This window comes from Ollibium composti, from assembly GCF_004801285.1.
In the GTDB taxonomy this organism is placed as follows: domain Bacteria; phylum Pseudomonadota; class Alphaproteobacteria; order Rhizobiales; family Rhizobiaceae; genus Mesorhizobium; species Mesorhizobium composti.
On sequence record NZ_SSNY01000006.1, the window covers coordinates 67507 to 85185 of the forward strand.

At 66.3% G+C, this 17679-nt stretch carries 16 protein-coding genes; 8 read left to right on the top strand and 8 right to left on the bottom strand.

The genetic code is table 11. The annotated features are described in order from the left end of the window. Positions 1-8: 8 nt before the first annotated feature. A complete protein-coding gene (locus E6C48_RS11670) occupies positions 9-800 on the bottom strand; it encodes a cyclase family protein (protein ID WP_136357339.1) in 792 nt (263 codons plus the stop codon). Positions 801-940: 140 nt separating this feature from the next. On the opposite strand from E6C48_RS11670, the gene E6C48_RS11675 reads away from it, so the two are divergent. The 7 genes from E6C48_RS11675 to E6C48_RS11705 are packed head-to-tail and all read left to right on the top strand — an operon-like array spanning position 941 to position 8124. Beyond that, positions 941-2509, top strand: coding sequence for a phytoene desaturase family protein (locus E6C48_RS11675; protein ID WP_136357341.1), 1569 nt, complete (start codon positions 941-943; stop codon positions 2507-2509). Positions 2510-2562: 53 nt separating this feature from the next. Further along, positions 2563-2964, top strand: coding sequence for a RidA family protein (locus E6C48_RS11680; protein ID WP_136357343.1), 402 nt, complete (start codon positions 2563-2565; stop codon positions 2962-2964). Between the two features lie 52 nt (positions 2965-3016). After that, the gene (locus E6C48_RS11685; RefSeq protein ID WP_136357345.1) at positions 3017-4549 is read left to right on the top strand and encodes an ABC transporter substrate-binding protein; all 1533 of its coding nucleotides are present in this window, start codon (positions 3017-3019) and stop codon (positions 4547-4549) included. A 52-nt stretch (positions 4550-4601) separates the two neighbouring features. Beyond that, a complete protein-coding gene (locus tag E6C48_RS11690; RefSeq protein ID WP_168734519.1) occupies positions 4602-5609 on the top strand; it encodes an ABC transporter permease in 1008 nt (335 codons plus the stop codon). After that, the gene (locus E6C48_RS11695) at positions 5602-6453 is read left to right on the top strand and encodes an ABC transporter permease (RefSeq protein ID WP_136357349.1); all 852 of its coding nucleotides are present in this window, start codon (positions 5602-5604) and stop codon (positions 6451-6453) included. Before E6C48_RS11690 ends, E6C48_RS11695 begins: the two co-directional genes overlap by 8 nt. Then, positions 6450-7340: an ABC transporter ATP-binding protein gene (locus E6C48_RS11700; protein ID WP_136357351.1), complete on the top strand. Its 891-nt coding sequence runs from the start codon at positions 6450-6452 to the stop codon at positions 7338-7340. Before E6C48_RS11695 ends, E6C48_RS11700 begins: the two co-directional genes overlap by 4 nt. Next, positions 7333-8124 carry an ATP-binding cassette domain-containing protein gene (locus E6C48_RS11705; protein WP_136357353.1) on the top strand — a complete coding sequence of 264 codons (792 nt, stop codon included), beginning with the start codon at positions 7333-7335 and terminating at the stop codon, positions 8122-8124. Before E6C48_RS11700 ends, E6C48_RS11705 begins: the two co-directional genes overlap by 8 nt. A gap of 6 nt (positions 8125-8130) precedes the next feature. Here the strand turns inward: E6C48_RS11705 and E6C48_RS23115 are convergent, their stop codons facing one another. From E6C48_RS23115 to E6C48_RS11740, 7 genes are all read right to left on the bottom strand, one after another. Beyond that, positions 8131-9054, bottom strand: coding sequence for an NADP-dependent oxidoreductase (locus E6C48_RS23115; protein ID WP_136357355.1), 924 nt, complete (start codon positions 9052-9054; stop codon positions 8131-8133). Positions 9055-9056: 2 nt separating this feature from the next. Further along, on the bottom strand, positions 9057-10913 hold the full coding sequence (locus tag E6C48_RS11715; RefSeq protein WP_136357357.1) for a dipeptide ABC transporter ATP-binding protein: 1857 nt from the start codon (positions 10911-10913) through the stop codon (positions 9057-9059). Then, positions 10913-11776, bottom strand: a complete 864-nt coding sequence (locus tag E6C48_RS11720; protein ID WP_136357359.1) for an ABC transporter permease — start codon at positions 11774-11776, stop codon at positions 10913-10915. Before E6C48_RS11720 ends, E6C48_RS11715 begins: the two co-directional genes overlap by 1 nt. Beyond that, complete coding sequence (locus tag E6C48_RS11725) at positions 11773-12789, bottom strand: ABC transporter permease (protein ID WP_136357361.1); 1017 nt, start codon at positions 12787-12789, stop codon at positions 11773-11775. Before E6C48_RS11725 ends, E6C48_RS11720 begins: the two co-directional genes overlap by 4 nt. A gap of 73 nt (positions 12790-12862) precedes the next feature. Then, a complete protein-coding gene (locus E6C48_RS11730) occupies positions 12863-14398 on the bottom strand; it encodes an ABC transporter substrate-binding protein (RefSeq protein ID WP_136357363.1) in 1536 nt (511 codons plus the stop codon). A 101-nt stretch (positions 14399-14499) separates the two neighbouring features. Then, a complete protein-coding gene (locus E6C48_RS11735) occupies positions 14500-15108 on the bottom strand; it encodes an EthD domain-containing protein (RefSeq protein WP_136357365.1) in 609 nt (202 codons plus the stop codon). Between the two features lie 330 nt (positions 15109-15438). Then, entirely contained in the window at positions 15439-16746 is a 1308-nt protein-coding gene (locus tag E6C48_RS11740; protein ID WP_230978733.1) for an LLM class flavin-dependent oxidoreductase, read from the bottom strand. 82 nt (positions 16747-16828) lie between these two features. Between E6C48_RS11740 and E6C48_RS11745 the strand changes: the two genes are divergently transcribed. Next, on the top strand, positions 16829-17617 hold the full coding sequence (locus E6C48_RS11745; protein WP_136357367.1) for a GntR family transcriptional regulator: 789 nt from the start codon (positions 16829-16831) through the stop codon (positions 17615-17617). The last annotated feature ends 62 nt before the right edge of the window (positions 17618-17679 follow it).

The following is a 17679-nucleotide window of genomic DNA, read 5'->3' on the forward strand; positions in this document are numbered from 1 at the left end:
GCCCGCGATCAGGCCCGCGGCACCAGTGCGAGCGCGCGGATCGGGCTGCCGGTGCCGTGGACGATCTTCAGCGGCGCCGCGATCAGGATAGCGCCCTTGGCCGGCAACTTGTCGAGGTTGCACAGGCTGGCGAGGCCGTAACGATTGGCCTTGTGCATTATGTTGTGGGCCGGGAAGGGCGGCGTCATGCCGCCGGCCGCGCCCGCGTCGGTGCCGATGCACTGCGTGCCCCAGCCGATGGCGCCGCGCTCGATGATGTACTCGATGCAGTCCACCGTCGGGCCCGGCGAATGCGGACCATTGGCATCGGCATTGAGGAAGGTCTCCTCCGAGCCGTTGCGCTTGTCCCAGTCGGTGCGCATGACCACCCACTCGCCCTTGCCGATGGCCCCGTGCTTGGCTTCCCAGGCCTTCACGCCGTCGGCGGTCAGCAGGAAGTCATGGTTCTTCGCCGATTCCGCCGAGCAGTCGATGACGTTGACCGGCGCCACGAAATTGCGCGGCGCGATGGTGTCGGTGTAGCCGTCGGAATAATCCTTGCCGGTGATCCAATGGTGCGGCGCGTCGAAATGCGTGCCGGAATGCTCGCCGATCTTCAGCCAGTTCCAGGCCCAGAACGGCCCGTCCTTGTCGTACTCCGAGATGGAATGGATTTCGATCTTCGGCGTGTCCTTGGCCAGTTCCGGCGGCAGCTTCAAAAGCGGCGTATCCGGTCCGAGCGGCGCCGACAGGTCGACGACCTCGACCTTTCCACTCAACAAAAGCTCGGCCAGGCTGGCGAGCGCGCTTGCTGCGGTCATGGATTTTCCTCCTGATTGCGTGTCGTGCGGACCCTGCGCCGGCTCGGCGATGCTTGCCGTTCGCGCCGGTTTTCCTCCACGAGAAGGCTAGACGAGTTTAGATGCATATGCAAATATCATTTTAGGGGTAAAATAATTCCATGGCCCAGTTCGATGCCATTTTCATTGGCGCGGGACACAACGCGCTCGCCGGTGCCGCGCATCTGACCAGGCGCGGTTGGAAGGTCGGGCTGTTCGAGGCCGCCGACCGTCCGGGCGGTGCCGTCAAGACGCTGGAACTGACGGAGCCGGGCTTCCGCCACGACCTCGCCGCCATGAACCTCAGCCTGTTCGCGGGCTCTGCTTTCAACAAGGTTTACGGCGCGGATCTGGCGAAACACGGGCTGGAGTTCGCGCCCGTGCAGGATTGTTTCGCCTCGGTGTTTCCAGGCGGGCGCTGGGTCGGCGTGTCGACCGACCTTGCCACTACTGTGGCGCGCATCCGCGCCTTTTCGGAGCGCGACGCGCGGACTTGGGAGAGCTTGGTCAAGGCGTTTCCGGCGCGCGCCGAACTGATCTTCTCGATCCTCGGCGGGCCGATGAAAAAGCGTGCACTTGCACGTATCCTGTTTTCGCTGTGGCGAAAGGCGGGACTGTCAGGCGCGCTTGAACTGGGCCGTTTCCTGCTGTCCTCGCCGCGCGCGTGGCTGGACGAGACGTTCGAGAGCGCCGAGGTGAAGGCGCTGCTCGGCGCCTGGGGCCTGCATCTCGATTTCGCTCCCGACATCGCCGGCGGCGCCGTCTTCCCCTACCTCGAAGGCATGGCCAACCAGAGCTTCGGCATGGTGCTGGGCAAGGGCGGCGCCGACACGATGGTCAAGGCGCTGGCGGCGATGGTGGAAGCCGGCGGCGGCACGATCGAATGCAACGCCCGCGTCGAGCGCGTGCTGACCGAGGGCGGCCGGGCAACCGGCGTGATGCTGGCCGACGGGCGCCGCATCGAGGCCCGTCGCGCTGTTATCGCCACCGTCGCGCCGGGCGCGCTGACGGGACTGCTGCCGCAGGGCTCGGGCGAGGCCGGCTTCGACGGCAAGATGCGCGCCTTCCGCCACGCGCCGGGCACGATGATGATCCATCTGGCGGTCGACTCGCTGCCGGACTGGTTCGATCCTGAACTCAAGCGCTTCGCCTATGTCCATGTGGCGCCGTCGCTCGACGTCATGGCGCGCGCCTATCAGGAGGCGCAGGCCGGGCTGCTGCCGGCGGAGCCGGTCATCGTCGTCGGCCAGCCGACGGCTATCGATCCCGGCCGCGCGCCGGACGGCAAGCATATCCTCTGGCTGCAAACGCGCGTCGTGCCGGCCGAGATCAAGGGCGACGCGGCCGGCGTCATCGATGAGCGCGACTGGGAAGCGGTGCGGGAAATCTATGCCGACCGCGCCATCGCCATCATCGAGCGCCATGCGCCGGGCCTTTCGGCAAAAATCATCAGGCGCACGGTGATGAGCCCGCTCGACCTCGAGCGCGGCAACACCAACCTGGTCGGCGGCGACCAGATCTGCGGCAGCCACCATCTGGCGCAGAACTTCCTGCTCCGTCCGGCGCCGGGCTTCGCCGACTGGAGCACGCCGGTGAAGAACTTCCATCTCGCCGGCGCCGCCACCTGGCCGGGCGCCGGCGTCGGCGCCGGATCGGGCTTCCTGCTCGCACGGCAACTCGCCGGCGGATGAACATGCCGGGCGGTCGCCCGGCCTCCAACGCACGGATCAGCAAGGAATAGGCAATGAAACGCAAGGCGATCAATCCCAGCAGCCTCTACCAGTCGGTGCCCTTCGGCTTTTCCCATGCGGTCGAGCAGAACGGCGGCCGCACGCTGCACCTTTCCGGCCAGGTCGCCTGGGACGGCGAGGGCAGGCTGGTCGGCGCGGGCGATCTCGTCGCCCAGACGCGGCAGGCGCTGGCCAACCTGAAGGTCGTCCTGGCCGAGGTCGGCGCGACGCCGGCCGATGTCGTGCGGCTCAGGACCTATGTCGTCAATCATTCGCCCGAAAAGCTCGGGCCGGTCACGGCCGAGATCGCCGCCTTCTACGGCGACGCGCTTCCGGCCGCCAACACCTTCATCGGTGTTCAGGCGCTCGCGCTGCCGGACTTCCTGGTGGAAATCGAGGCCATCGCAGCTCTCTGAGAAAGAGCCGGCCATCTCATCGTCAACAGGTCAATGCAAGGGGAACAACAGCATGAAACCGCATCCAGACAGACGAACGCTTCTCAAACTTGCCGGCGCCGGCGCCGTCGCGGCGGCCCTGCCGCGCCTCGCCATCGCCCAGAGCAAGGACGAGCTGACCATCGCCTACAACGTCAACCTGCCCTCCTGGGACCCGACCACCGGACCTTCCGCCGTCAACCCGACCATCCAGGGGCTCTATCAGTCGGTGTTCGACCAGTTCATCCTGCAGAAGCCGGACCTGTCATTCGCGCCCGGCCTGCTCACCGAATGGGGCTGGAGCGACGACCGCAAGCAGATCCACATGACGGTGCGCGACGGCGTCACTTGGCATGACGGCAGCCCGTTCACGGCCGAGGACATCGCCTGGTCGCTGGAGCGCGCCGGCAAGGCCGAGACCGGCAACCCGATCCAGTTCGTCTGGGCCAAGATCGGCAACATCAAGGCCGACGGCAACCGCGTGACCGCCGACGTGCTGGAATTCGAGCCGACGCTGTTCAAGTGGATGTCGTTCCTCACCGGCTACGTGCTGCCCAAGGCCTATTACGAGAAGGTCGGCCCCGAAGGCTTCGAGAAGGCGCCGATCGGCACCGGCCCCTACATGGTCGAGAAGTTCGAGCAGAACGCCTTCATGCGGCTCAAAGCCAACCCGAACTACTGGGGCGGCAAGCCGGCCTTCGAGAACGTCACCATCAAGTTCGTCACCGATGCGGCGAGCCGCGTGGCCGAGATCGAATCCGGCAATTCGCAGGTGACGCTGGAAATTCCTTACGAGGAATATGATCGGCTGATCGCCAAAGAGGGGCTGGCCGGCTCCTGCGAGACGGTATCCGACATCGGCATGATCTTCTTCAACGACATCGACGTCATGCTCGACGCCAATGTGCGCCACGCCGCCGTCATGTCGGTCGACAAGAAGCTCCTGGTCGACCGGCTGCTGCGCGGCTACGGCCTGCCGATCGACACGCTGGAGACGCCGGAATACGAGGCCTACGATCCGTCGATCAAGGTCGAGTACAATCCGGAAAAGGCCAAGGAACTGCTGGCCGCCTCCGGCTATTCGACCGACAAGCCGGTCAAGTTCACCATCCAGACGACCAAGGGCTTCAAGCCCAAGGACTACGAGATGATCCAGGCAATCGTCGGCATGTGGCGCAAGGTCGGCATCGAGGCGACGATCGAGGTCTACGAGATCGCCAAGCACTTCGAGCTGCGTGCCGCCGACAAGCTGGCGCCGGCCGCCTTCTACAACTGGGGCAATGCCGTCGGCGACCCGACCACCTCGACGGGTTTCGCCATGTATGGGCCGAGCCCGCATTCGGTGTGGGACAGCCAGGACGTCATCGACGCCATCAACCCGCTGTGGGGCGAGGCCGACGAGGCCAAGCGCATCGCCGGCTGGAAGGCGGTGTCCAAGCTGGTCGCCGACAACGCCTATGTGCTGCCGCTGTTGCAGTATGCGCAGCCGATCGTGCACGCCAAGGGCGTCAACGTGGTGCAGCACAAATCCGGCGCGTTGCTGCCGGCGCTGATGACGCCCGCCTGACCGCGGGCGCCTACGGCCCGGTTCACGCCGGGCCGTAAGCCATCAAGCCATGCTGCTTCTTCGCCTCACCCTCTCGCGGCTCCTGACCACGCTGATCACCCTGGTCGGCGTGGCCGTCATCGTTTTCGTCGTCATCCGCGTGGTGCCCGGCAATCCCATCGCCATGATGCTGCCGCCCGGCGCCTCGGCCGCCGACATCGACCGGCTGAAGGCGCTCTACGGGCTCGACAAGTCCATCGCCGAGCAATTCCTCATCTGGTTCGGCAACGTGCTGCACGGCGATTTCGGCACCTCCATCACGACCCGCCAGCCGGTTCTGTCGCTGGTGCTGGACCGGCTGCCGGCGACGCTGGAGCTGTCGATCATGGCGCTGGTCATCGCCGTCATTATCGGCGTGACGCTGGCGATCCTCGGCACGCGCCTGCGCGGCCGCAAGGCGGAAGCCGGCATCGATGTCGCCAATGGCATCGGCCTCTCCGTGCCGGATTTCCTGTGGGGGCTGGCGCTGATCCTCCTGTTCGGTGTCATCTGGCCGGTGTTCCAGATTTCGGGTCGTGTCTCGCCGCGCCTGGAATTGCCGTTCACCAGCCAGTTCTACCTGTTCGAGAGCATCGTACGGCTGCGCTTCGACCTCACCGCCGACCTGCTCAGCCATATGTTCATGCCGGCACTGGCGCTGGCGCTGCCGCTGGCGGCGATCATCTCGCAACTGCTCAAACAATCTCTCAAGGAGACGGTCAACCTCGACTATTCCGTGCTTGCGCGCACCAAGGGTTATTCGGAGACCAGGGTGATCCTGTCCGAAGCGCTGCCGAACTCGATCCTGCCGACGCTGACGCTGGTCGGCGTCCAGTTCACCTTCCTCATCGGCGGCACCATCATCGTCGAGCGGCTGTTCTCATACGAGGGGCTCGGCAACATGGCGATCGACGCCGTCATCAACCGCGACCTGCCGCTGATCCAGGGCATCGTCATCCTGTTCGCCATCCTCTTCACCTTCGTCAACCTGGCCGTCGACATGACCTACGCCTTCCTCAACCCGAAGCTGCGTCATGCTTGACGGGCGCGGCCTGATCCGCCGGCGCGCCGGCGCGCGGCTCTGGCTCTCCGGCCTGTGGCTCGCCCTGTTCGTGCTGGCCGCGGTGCTGGCGCCGCTGATCAGCCCGCAGGACCCGCTGGCGCAGGACCTGATGCTGGAGCGACTGCCGCCGGCCTGGATGGCCGGCTCGGAACCGGGCTATTGGCTGGGCACCGACAGCCTCGGCCGCGATGTGCTCACGCGCATCATCTACGGCGCGCAGGTGGCGCTTGCCGTGGCGCTGGTCGCCGGCCTTGCCACCTGCCTGATCGGCTCGGCGCTGGGACTGGTCGCCGGCTTCTATCGCGGCTGGGCCGATCGCATCATCTCACGCATCGTCGATATCTGGATGGCCTTCCCGCCGGTGCTGTTCGCCATCCTGTTGATCGCGGTGCTCGGCACCGGCCTGTCCTCGGTCATCCTCGCCATCGTCATCATCGACTGGACGCGGTTCTGCCGGGTGGTGCGGGCCGAGACGCTGAACCAGTCGAAGATGGATTACGTCCACAGCGCCAAGGTCGCCGGCTTCACCCGGCTGCGCACGCTGCTTTCCGAAATCCTGCCCAACGTGCTGCCGACCATCGTCGCGCTGCTGACGCTGGAGATGGGCATCGCCATCATCGTCGAGGCGATCCTGTCCTTCGTCAACCTGTCGATCTCCACCGACCAGTCGACCTGGGGCGGCATGATCGCCGAAGGCCGCACCTCCATCCATCAGGCATGGTGGGTACTGGTGTTCCCCCTGATCGCGCTGTTCTTCACGGTGCTGTCCTTCGCGCAGTTCGGCGAGGGCCTGCGCGAGCGCTTCGATCCGGTGCTGAGATGAGCGGCTTCCTCGAAATCCGCGGCCTGTCGGCCCGGCTCGCCGGCACCGGCCAGCGGCTGCTCCGCTCGGTGGACATTTCCTTGCCCGCCGGTTCCGTGCGCGGCCTCGTCGGCGAAAGCGGCGCCGGCAAAAGCATGATCGGCAAGGCGGTTCTCGGCGTGCTGCCGAAGGCCGTCGAGATCGTCGAGGGCGAAATCCTGCTTGATGAGCAGGACCTTTTGAAGGTGCCGCCGGCCGAGCGGCGCCGGCTGATCGGCGCCAAGGCGGCGCTGATCCCGCAGGATCCGCTGACGGCGCTCAATCCGTCGCGGCGCATCGGCCCGCAGATCACCGACCGGCTGGTCGACATTCTCGGCTGGGAGAAGGCGCGCGCCGCCAGCCGAGCGCTCGAGGTTCTGGTCGAAGTGAGCATTCCCGAGCCGGAGCGCGTCATGCGGCTCTATCCGCACGAACTGTCGGGCGGCATGCGCCAGCGCATCCTGATCGCCTCCGCCTTCGCCGCCGAGCCGAAGCTGATCGTCGCCGACGAGCCGACGACGGCGCTCGACGTCACCGTACAGAAGCAGATCCTCAAGCTGATTTCGCAATTGCAGGCGCGCCACGGCACGGCGCTTCTGTTCGTCACCCACGACCTCGGCGTCGTCTCGAAAGTCTGCGACACGCTGTCGGTGCTCTATGCCGGCAAGGTGGTGGAGGACACCACGGTCCAGCGCTTCTTCGCCGCGCCGCAGCATCCCTACAGCCAAGCCTTGCTGGCCGCGACGCCGCGCCACACCGATCCGGCAGCCTCGCTCCAGCCGGTGCCGCAGGCGGTGATCGACGCGGCGATGGCCGAGGTCGCGGCCGACGATGCCGCCTGGCGCCCGCAGGGAGGCGCGCATGGCTGACACCATCTTCCAGGTCTCCGACCTGCGCGTCGACGTGCCCGACATGACGCGCAAGCCGCTGTTCGGCGCCGCACCCCGGCTGGAAATCCTCAAGGGCGTCTCTTTCGATATCGCGCGCGGGACCGTCCTCGGCATCGTCGGCGGTTCCGGTTCGGGCAAGACGACGCTGGGACGCACGCTCGTGCGGCTTGTCGAGCCCAGCGCCGGCCGCCTGCTGTTCGATGGGCAGGACATAACGCATCTGTCCGACGCCGACATGCGGGCGCTGAGACCCCGCATCCAGATGATCTTCCAGGACCCGATGTCGTCGCTCAATCCGCGCCTGACGGTCGGCCGCACCATCGCAGCCCCCCTCGGCGCCGGGGCGGGCGATCCGCGCGTCAAGGCCGCGCTGGAGCAGGTCGGGCTGCCGGCGGCTTTCGCCCGGCGCTACCCGCACGAACTGTCAGGCGGCCAGCGCCAGCGCGTCGGCATCGCACGGGCCATCGCCATGCGGCCGGACTTCATCCTCGCCGACGAGATCGTCTCGGGCCTCGACGTGTCGTCGCAGGCGCAGGTGCTGATGCTCTTGGAGCAACTGGTGGTCGAGCTCGGCCTGACGCTGGTCTTCATCAGCCACGACCTGTCGGTCATCCGCCGGCTCTGTAGCCGCGTCATCGTGCTGCGCTCGGGCGAGATCGTCGAGGATGCTGCGACCGCAGACCTGTTCGAGCGGCCGCAGCACGCCTATACGCGCGAACTGCTGGATGCCATTCCGATCCCCGACCCATCGGTGCGCTGGTAGACGGGGCTATCGCAGCGTAAGCACGATCTTGCCGCGCACATGACCCGTATCGGAAAGGCGCTGCGCCTCGGCATAATCCTCGAAACGGAGCACCTTTTCGACGGTCGGACGGATGACGCCTGAGCGGACCCGGTCGAGCAGCGCGTCAAGCACGGCCCGATCCGGAAACACCTGCGCCACCTTCACGGTGACGCCGAAAGCCTCGTGGCGGTCCTCGAACGGCGCGGCGTTGAGGCAGGCCATGGTGCCACCGCGCTTCAGCACCGGATAGCTGCGTTGGTGGACCTCGCCGCCCATCAGGTCGAAGACGACATCCATGTCGCGGAAGACGGTTTCGAACGCCACCTCGTCATAGGCGGCGACCTCGTCGGCGCCGAGGCCGCGCACATAGGCCGCGTTGCGCGCCGAACAGGTGGCGAAGACCCGCGCCCCGGCCGCGCGGGCGATCTGCACGGCCATGCCGCCGACGCCGCCGGCCGCCGCATGAATAAGCACGCGGTCGCCAGCCTTCACGCCGGCGGTATCGACGAGGCCGATCCACGCGCTGGAGCCGGCCAGCGGCAGGCTCGCCGCGTCGGTAAAGGAGAGGTCCCCAGGGATCGGCGCCACGATTGCGGCGGGCAGGGCGATCTCCTCGACCCAGCTGCCGACGCCGCGCGGCGCCAGGAAGCAGACACGCTGGCCCTTGAGGTCGGCCGGCACGCCTTCGCCTGTCGCGATGACGACACCGGCGCCGTCGCGCCCGGTGCCGGATGGCAGGGCGGCTAGGTTGGCGCCCAGCATCCCACGGCGAATCTTGCCGTCGACCGGATTGGCGCTCACGGCATGGACCGCGACAACGACCTCGCCGGGTCCAGCGACGGGGCTCGGCACCTCGACCATCTCCAGCACCTCGGGACCGCCATGGCGGGCGAAGCGGACAGCGCGCATGGTCAGGCCCTTTCCACCAGAGCAAGATCGCCGCCGTCGTCGCGGTTCCACGCGGCGTCGGCGTCATCCGGCGGCACGGAAGCGAGCAGCGCCCGCGTATAGGCATGGCTCGGCGCCGCGAAGACCGTCTCGGTCGGGCCGCTCTCGACGATCTCGCCGCGATACATCACCAGCACTCGGTCGCACAGATAGCGCACCACCGACAGGTCGTGCGAGATGAACAGCATGGAGAAGCCGCGCTCCTGCCTCAGCCGGAGCAGCAGGTCGAGCAACTGCGCCTGCACCGACACGTCGAGGCCGGAAACGATCTCGTCGGCCACCAGAACGCGGGGAAGCGCGCACAGCGCCCTTGCGATGTTGACGCGCTGCTTCTGGCCGCCCGAAAGCTGCGAGGGATAGCGCAGCGCCGTCTCCGGTGCCAGGCCGATCTCGTCGAGCAACGCGCGCGCACGTTCGAGACGCTCCGTGCCGGTGCCACCGCCCGCCGCCTCCATCGCCTGGGTGACGATACCGGCCACCCTGCGGCGCGGGTTGAGCGCCGACTGCGGGTCCTGGAAAACGATCTGCAGATGCTCGCGCCGGAACGCCCGCTCCGACGTCCGGTTTGCCGTCACGTCCCTGCCCAGCAGGGTGAGCCGGCCCTGCGACGGGCTTTCCAGTCCGACAACGAGGCGCGCCAGCGTGCTCTTGCCGCTGCCGCTTTCGCCGACGATGCCGACGAACTCGTTCTCGCGCAAAACGAAGTCGGCCTTGTCCACGGCCCGGAACGTCGCTGGTGCCCGAAACAGCCGCCTGCGGGTGACGAAATCCTTCGAGACGCCGCTGGCCTCGAGCACGGTTTCACCGGTGACCTTGGCATGCGCAGCCGCCGGCGGCGGTTCAATGGCGGCGGTCGCCTCGGGCCGGATGCAGGCCGCCACGCGCTCGCCGTCGACTTTCGCGAGCGGCGGTTCGCTCGTACGGCATTGCGCCACGACATTGGGGCAGCGGTCGGCGAAGCGGCAGCCGGTCAGCGTCTTGATGGCCTGCAGGCCGGGCATGCGCTCGGGCAGGATGAAAAGACCGCGCCGCTCGCTGCCCATGCCCGGGCTGGCGAGCTGGAGGCAACGCGAATAGGGATGGGCGGGGCGAGCGAACACGTCGCGCGCAGGACCGTATTCGGCAGGGCGGCCGGCATAGAGGACCAGCACCTGATCGCAGATCTGCGCGGCGAGCCTGAGGTCGTGCGTGATGAAGACGACGGCCGTATCCTCGTGCTGTCGCATCTCCTCGATGAGCTTGACGATGCGCGCCTGGATGGTGACGTCGAGCGCCGTCGTCGGCTCGTCGGCCACCAGGAGCCGCGGCCGGCTGGCAAAAGCCATGGCGATCAGCACGCGCTGGCACATGCCACCGGAAAGCTGATGCGGGTACTTGTCGAGCAGTTCGGCGCCGTGCGGCAGGTGCACGGCCGCGAACATGGCAAGCGCATGCTCACGCCAGCGCGCCGGCTCCGTCTTGCCGATGCGCGCGAGATGCTCGCGCATCTGCTGGCCGATGGTGAGCACCGGATTGAGCGCCGAAAGCGGCTCCTGCGGAATGAAGGCGATGTCGCGGCCGAGAAGCCGGCGCCGCTTTTCCGGCGCCATGGTGACAAGGTCTTCCCCGGCGAAATCGAGCGTGCCGCCGGTGACCGAGAAACCGGAGGGCAGCAGTTGCGCGATGGTGCGGCCGATCATCGATTTGCCGGCGCCGGACTCACCCACCAGTCCGAGGATCTTGCCGGGCTCCAGTTGGAAGGAGAGGTCGGAAATCGCCGGGAAAGCGCTGCCGCCCCTGGTCAGCGCGACGGACAGGTTGTTTGCCGCAAGAAGGGCCATCAGCCGCGCTCCGTCTGGCTGAGGCGAGGATCGAGAGTGCGCCGCAGACCGTCGCCGAGAACGTTGAAGCCGAAGACGGTGATGAATATCGCCAAAATCGGGCAGATCAGGTTCCACGGCGCCTGGTAGATGTTCTGGCGAGCGTCGGCGACCATCTGCCCCCAGGCCGGAATGTCGGCGCCGACGCTCATGCCGACGAAGGACAGGATCGCCTCGACGACCACGGCGACGCCCATCTCCAGGCTGAGCAGGGTGATGAGCAGCGGGAAGGTGGCCGGCGCGATCTCGCGCGTCACCGTTCGCCAGTGCGAGAAGCCGAGCAGGCGCGCGGCCGCCACATAGTCGCGCCGGGTGACGACGATGACCTCCGAGCGCAGCACCCGGCAAAATCGTGTCCAGTCGACCAGCACGATGGCCAGGATGACGTTCTGCACGCCGGTGCCCAGCCCCACCATCAGGATCAGCGACAGGATGACCGGCGGAAAGGACAGCCAGATATCGACGATGCGGCCGATCAGCCAGTCGACCCAGCCTCCGAAATAGCCGGCGACATGGGCAAGCACCGCGCCGATGATCATGGCGCCGAAGGAGGCGATCAGGGCCACCGTCAGCGCCAGCCTGGCGCCGTAGATCAGTTGCGAGAGCACGCAGCGGCCGAGGCTGTCGGTGCCGAGCGGGAAGGCCGGGTCGCCGCCGTCGGCCCATGCCGGCGGCAGGAGCGTGGCGATCAGGTTCTGCTCGTTGGGATCGTTGGGCGCGAGATACGGCGCAAACAGCGCGCAGGTGACGACGAACAGCAGGATCAGCAGTCCGATCAGGACCCGGCCCGATCGCAGCCAGCGGGGCATGGCGGCTAACGTCATCGCGTCCTCAGCTTCGGATTGAGGATGAGGTAGAGGCTGTCGACCAGGATGCTGATGACCAGCACCACCACGCAGTAGGTCAGGCCGACCGCCTGGATGATCGGCAGGTCGGTGTTGCGGATCGCATCGACCATCAAGTTGCCCATGCCGGGATAGGAATAGATGATCTCGATCAGCAGCGTGCCGCCGAACAGGAAGCCGAACTGCACGCCCATGAGGGAGAGCGTCGGCAGGATGGCGTTCTTCAAGGCATGGCCGATCAGGATGCGTCGTTCAGACAGACCGCGCAGCCGCGCCTGATGGATATAGTCGTCCTGGTAGACGTCGAGCAAGCTGGAGCGCAGTACGCGCATGATCGGCGGCGAGAACGACACGCCGAGCGCGAAGGCCGGCAGGATGAGGTGCTGGACGGCGTTCCAGAAGGTGGCGAACTGGCCGGTGATCAGCGAATCGACCAGCAGGAAACCTGTGATGTCGGGCTTCTGGTACCCCGCGCTGAGGACGCCGGTGAACGGCAGGAACTCGAACCAGACGCCGAACAGCAGGATCAGGAACAGGCCCCAGAGGAATTCCGGCAGCGAAAGCAGGGCGATCGACCCGACGTCGAGCACCGTCTCGGAGCGGGTTCCACGCAGATAGAAAAGCAGAAGCCCGCCGGCGATGCCGAGCGCGGAAGCGATCGCCATGGCCAGCACGGCGAGTTCGATCGTGGCGGGGAGCGTCTGCCCGATCAGCCTGGTGACGCTGGTGCGCAACTGGATGGAGGTCCCGAAGTCGCCATGCGCGACCTGCGAGAGCCAGATCGCATATTGCTGTGGCAGCGGCAGGGTCAGGCCCATCTCGACGCGCTTGGCCTCGATCTCCTCGATCGTCGCGTTGGGCGGCAGCGACATGGCCGCCGGATCGACCGGCAGCACTCTGAGGATCATGAACAGCAACATCGAAACCAAAAGCAGGATCGGGATCGAAACGAGGATCCGCCTGGCCAGAAGCTTGGCAATCGTTGCGAACATCAGGACCCTTATGCTGCCGGTGTGGCGGGCGGAGTCGGCTGCCGCCGACCCCGCCGATGCGTTGCGCCGCCTGTTACGCCCACTTCATGGTGCTGCCGAGCAGCCAGCCGTTGCCATATTTGGTGTACTCCAGATCCTTCTTGCGCACGAGCGTCTGGACGCTTTGCAAGAGCGGAATCGTCGCGCCGATCTCCACCGCCATCTGGTTGACCTTCTGGTAGCCGGCGATGCGCTTTTCGTAGTTGGGCTCGGCGAACAGCGCCTTCAGTTCCTTGCCCGGCTCCTCGCCCTTCCACGACGAGAACGGCAGGTTGGGGCTGAGCATATAGCCGGCGAAGATTTCCGGGTCGCCCGTCGCGTTGTCCCAGATGTAGAGCGTCGCCTCGGGCAGCTTGTGGCCGCGGTTGAGCTCGAAATACTTGGTGTATTCGATCACCTCCAGATCGGCCTCGATGCCGACCTTCTTCCACATCTGCGCGATGGCGCGGGCGATGTCGTAATCGCTCGGGAAATGGCCGTTGAAGGTGGCGAACCTGAACTTGACGGGCTTGTCCTTGGAATAGCCGGCCTTGGCCAGGAGCTCGACCGCCTTGTCGGGATCGTAGGGGAAGGTGAAGCCTTCGACGAAGCCGGGTGTGCCGGGTGTTGCGGGCACCGAAAGCGGCACGGCGGCGCCGTTGTAGAAGGCTTTCGACAAAGCCTGCTTGTCGATGGCGTGGTGAGCGGCCAGCCGCACGTTCTCGTCGGCGAAGGCGAGATCGTTGCGCATCTGCAGGAGGATGAGACGGGTGAACGGATTGGCCTCGGCGGCAAGGCCCTCCTGCTTGCCCAGCCGCTCCAGCTCGCGCACCGGAACCGAGGTGGTGAGGTCCACCTGCCCGGACTGGATCGCGGCCACGCGGGCCGAGGAATCCTTGATGACGTCGACGGTGATGCGCTTGAGGGCCGGCTTCTCGCCCCAGTAGGCGTCGTTGCGCTCGAAAACGGCGCGCGAGTTCATCTGGTATTCGACGAGCTTGTAGGGGCCGGAGCCGATCGGCTTGTCGCGGAAGCCGTCCGGCCCGACCTTTTCGACATAAGCCTTGGGAACCACGAAGCTCGCCATGAAGGCCATCCACTGCGGAGCGGTCGGCGACGGCGCGCTGAAGCGAATGGTGCCGGTGGTCGGCGAGGCAACCTCGATCTCCTCGATGTTGCGCCAGGTGTTGACGATATCGAGCTTGTGCCCGGCCAGCTTGCGCTCGAGGAAGGTGTAGCGGAAGTCCGCCATCGTCATCTTCGAGCCATCATGGAAGGTGACGTCGTCGCGCAGCTCGACCGTCATCGAGCGTCCGTCGGCGGCTAGCTCCCATTTGGTCAGCAGTTCGGGGACGAGTTCCAGCTTCGGGTTCTGGCCGATCGGCTGGTTGAACACCAGCTTGTAGATCGGCTGCGCGTCCGGCACCGTGCGCTGGTTCGGGTCCCAGGAGGGGACGTCCGACGGCCAGCCTATGGTGACCGAATCCGCCGATTGCGCAAAGGCGATCGAGCTGCCCGCCAACAGCTTGCCGCCGGCGGCGCCTGCCGCCAGGAGCTGAAGCAGATTTCTGCGATTGATTTCAAACGTCATGTCTCTCTCTCCCCTGTCGGTCGGCGTCACGCCGGAAGCAACGGCATCATATGGTTCGGACCGGTGGCCGGGCCGCTTTCACACCTGCCGCCGCCACGGCGTCAGGCCTCGCCAACGTCAGCGCCAAGACTCCGGCGCCGCATCAGAAAATGCGAATTGATGCCCGAATAGGCCGGGAACTCGCGGAAATGCGCCCGCAATTCCTCCCGGACCGGCGAGAGCATGGCGGCATTGAAGGCCTCGACGCTGTCGAAGGCGACCTCGTTGCCGATCAGGTAGTCCCTGGCGGGCCAGCCGGCGAGCGCAAGGTCGCGCAGCGGAAAATAGCACATGACGGCGCGGATGCCGGGCAGATGCGCCTGGGTGGACGGGTGGCTGTCCACATAGTTGCGCACGAACAGCGCCTCGTCGGCGGCCGGGCGCGTATAGCGCACCACATAGGAGACGGGAGCATCGAGGCGGCCGTCCTGCGACGGAGCATAGAAGGTGCGGCTCAGGGCACTGACCGTCGCTTCGACGCCCTCAGGCAGCGCTTCAAGCGCCTCGCACAGCGCCGGCGCCGCGAAGGCTGCCCTCAACCCGGCTTCGCTGGCGAAAGCCGCGACAAGCAGGAGCAGCGGCGCCTCTTCCTTGCGATTGTAGGGGTCGCGGCTTTCCTCCCCGACCGGGACATAGGCGTCGAGCCGATCGAGCGACGGCAGAGCCGTCAACAGCGGACGCGCGGCCCCTGAAAGCCATGCGGCCAGCGGCGCAGTTCGATCCGGGCTTCCCGTGACGGCAACCTCACAGACCCACGACAAGCCGACCTCCCTGATGGCCGCGGATTTATTTAAGCATAAAGTACCGTCACCGAAGCCGGTGTCAAGTTAAACGTGGGAATCTGTATTCTGAAAATGCCGTGAACGATAGGGGCTTTTCGTCCCTTACCCCGAAAGCGCCGGCATATTCGGGCATTCAGACGAAAACGACGGCGAAATCAGTATACTGTCTACGCCCGAAAGCACCGTTCCTCATGACTGTCCCGAAAGGATGGAGGAGCGTCAACGCCGCCCCTTGAAGACACCAAGGTTTTCGCGGAGCGTCGCACCCTCGTAGTCGGTACGGTAGAGGCCGCGGCGCTGCATTTCAGGGACGACCAGTTCGACGAAAGCGTTGATCGCGTCAGGCAGGTGCGAGGGGATGATGTTGAAGCCGTCGGCGGCGCGCGCCGTCTTCCACTGCTCCATTTCGTCGACCACGTCGGCCGCCGTGCCGATGATGATGCGGTGGCCACGCCCCAGCGCCTGGGTCATGTAAAGCTGGCGGATCGTGTAGCCCTCGCGCTGCGCAAGCTTGTACATCGTCTCCGCCCGGCTCTTGAAGACAGGGTCCTTCGGCTCCGGCACCGGCCCGTCGAGCGGATAGTCCGACAGGTCGCCGAGCCGGTCGTAGAGCGAGGCCAGCCCGACCACAGGATCGATAAGCTCCATCAGCTCGTCATACTTTGCCTGCGCCTCCGCGCGCGTGCGGCCCACCACCGGCAGCAGGCCGGGCATGACCAGGACATCGTCGTCGGCGCGGCCGTATTTCGGCAGCCGCTCCTTGATCGACGCATAGAAGTCGCGCGCGCTGCCAAGATCCTGCTTGGCAGTGAAGACGACATCGGCCGATTTGGCGGCGATCTCACGGCCCGGCTCCGAATCACCGGCAAAGAAGATGACCGGCTCATCCTGCGGCGAGCGTGCCACATTGAGCGGGCCACGCACGGAAAAATATTTGCCTTTGTGGCCGAGCGTGTGAAGCTTCGCCTCGTCGTAGTAGAGCCCGCTTTTCTTGTCGCGCAGGAGGGCATCCGCCTCCCAGCTGTTCCAGAGGCCGCGCACCACGTCGACGAACTCGCCAGCCCGCTCGTAGCGCAGGTCGTAGTCGGGAAAATTCATGTGGCCGAAATTCAACGCATCCTCCGTGCCCCAGGAGGTGACCACGTTCCAGCCGGCGCGGCCGCCACTGATATGGTCGAGCGACAGGAACTGCCGGGCGAGGTTGAACGGTTCGCTGTAGGTGGTGGAACCGGTGGAGACGAGGCCGATGCGGCTGGTGTTGGGCGCCAGCGCCGCAAGCAGCGTGATCGGCTCGAGTTCGGCGCCGTTGCTCTGGCGGGTGCGGGCGCCGGGCGGGTTGTCGGCGCCCCTGATGGCGAGTTCGTCGGCCATGAAAACGAGATCGAACTTGCCGCGCTCCGCCGCGCGCGCGATATCGAGGAAGTAGCGGATATCCATCGACCCGTCGGGGCGGACGTTCGGATGGCGCCATGCGGCGATATGATAACCCATCCGCCACATCGACAGGCCGAGCTTGATCTGCTTCACGGTAGACTCCTCGTTTTGTCGTCGGGGCAGGACAGATTTCCGCTATTACTATATAGTATATAGTAATTCAAGGGAGAGACGAATGCAGGACCAGAAGGACGGCCGCGAGAACCTTGCCGCGAGCGCTCCCGGCGCCCCGGCCCGCGCGTCGGACACGGCCTTTCCGCTCTACCAGGTGGTCAAGCAGCAGATCACCGACGCGATCCTGCTCGGCCACTGGCCGGCCGGCACGGTGCTGCCGAACGAGATCGCGCTCGCCAACCGCTTCGGGGTCGCCGTCGGCACGCTGAGGCGAGCGCTTGCCGACCTCACCCAGGAAGGCCTGCTCAGCCGCAGGCGCAAGACCGGCACTGTGGTGACCGGGCGCACGCCCCAGCACAGCCTGCGCTTCCTGTTCCGCTATTTCCGGCTGCACGGCGCCGACGGCGCGCTGCAGGAATCCCGCTCGATCAACCTGTCGCTGGAGCGAGGACCCGCGACGCCCGAAGAGCGCGAAGGACTGGCGCTGGCGGAGGGCGGCGAGGTCATCCGCTTCAGGCGCCTGCGCAGCGTCGCCGACAAGCCGGTCATGCTCGACCTCTTCGTCTTTCCCGCGCACAGGGTCCCCGGCTTCGCCTCGCGCCCGGAGGAGGCGCCGCCGCTGCTCTACCAGCACCTGCTCGACCGCTACGGCATCCGCATCGCCGCCGTGCGCGAAAAGATCAGCGCCGAGCTCGCCGGCGAGACCGTCGGCGCGGCGCTGGAGATCGCGGCCACGGCCCCCGTGCTGATGATCGAGGAAATCGCATACGATCAGGCCAACGCACCGATGATCCTGGCGCTGCATCACGCCACCACGGCGAATCACCGCTACATCAACGAAATCCGCTGAAGGCCCCGTCCGCCGTTGGGTAAAATCCCGGCGATTGATCCCGTTGGGAGAAGCCTGTATTC

Excerpts from the sequence above, each read along its gene's own strand:
- E6C48_RS11670 (WP_136357339.1), bottom strand. The coding sequence starts at position 800 with ATGACCGCAGCAAGCGCGCTCGCCAGCCTGGCCGAGCTTTTGTTGAGT.
- E6C48_RS11675 (WP_136357341.1), top strand. The coding sequence starts at position 941 with ATGGCCCAGTTCGATGCCATTTTCATTGGCGCGGGACACAACGCGCTC.
- E6C48_RS11680 (WP_136357343.1), top strand. The coding sequence starts at position 2,563 with ATGAAACGCAAGGCGATCAATCCCAGCAGCCTCTACCAGTCGGTGCCC.
- E6C48_RS11685 (WP_136357345.1), top strand. The coding sequence starts at position 3,017 with ATGAAACCGCATCCAGACAGACGAACGCTTCTCAAACTTGCCGGCGCC.
- E6C48_RS11695 (WP_136357349.1), top strand. The coding sequence starts at position 5,602 with ATGCTTGACGGGCGCGGCCTGATCCGCCGGCGCGCCGGCGCGCGGCTC.
- E6C48_RS11700 (WP_136357351.1), top strand. The coding sequence starts at position 6,450 with ATGAGCGGCTTCCTCGAAATCCGCGGCCTGTCGGCCCGGCTCGCCGGC.
- E6C48_RS11705 (WP_136357353.1), top strand. The coding sequence starts at position 7,333 with ATGGCTGACACCATCTTCCAGGTCTCCGACCTGCGCGTCGACGTGCCC.
- E6C48_RS23115 (WP_136357355.1), bottom strand. The coding sequence starts at position 9,054 with ATGCGCGCTGTCCGCTTCGCCCGCCATGGCGGTCCCGAGGTGCTGGAG.
- E6C48_RS11715 (WP_136357357.1), bottom strand. The coding sequence starts at position 10,913 with ATGGCCCTTCTTGCGGCAAACAACCTGTCCGTCGCGCTGACCAGGGGC.
- E6C48_RS11720 (WP_136357359.1), bottom strand. The coding sequence starts at position 11,776 with ATGACGTTAGCCGCCATGCCCCGCTGGCTGCGATCGGGCCGGGTCCTG.
- E6C48_RS11725 (WP_136357361.1), bottom strand. The coding sequence starts at position 12,789 with ATGTTCGCAACGATTGCCAAGCTTCTGGCCAGGCGGATCCTCGTTTCG.
- E6C48_RS11730 (WP_136357363.1), bottom strand. The coding sequence starts at position 14,398 with ATGACGTTTGAAATCAATCGCAGAAATCTGCTTCAGCTCCTGGCGGCA.
- E6C48_RS11745 (WP_136357367.1), top strand. The coding sequence starts at position 16,829 with ATGCAGGACCAGAAGGACGGCCGCGAGAACCTTGCCGCGAGCGCTCCC.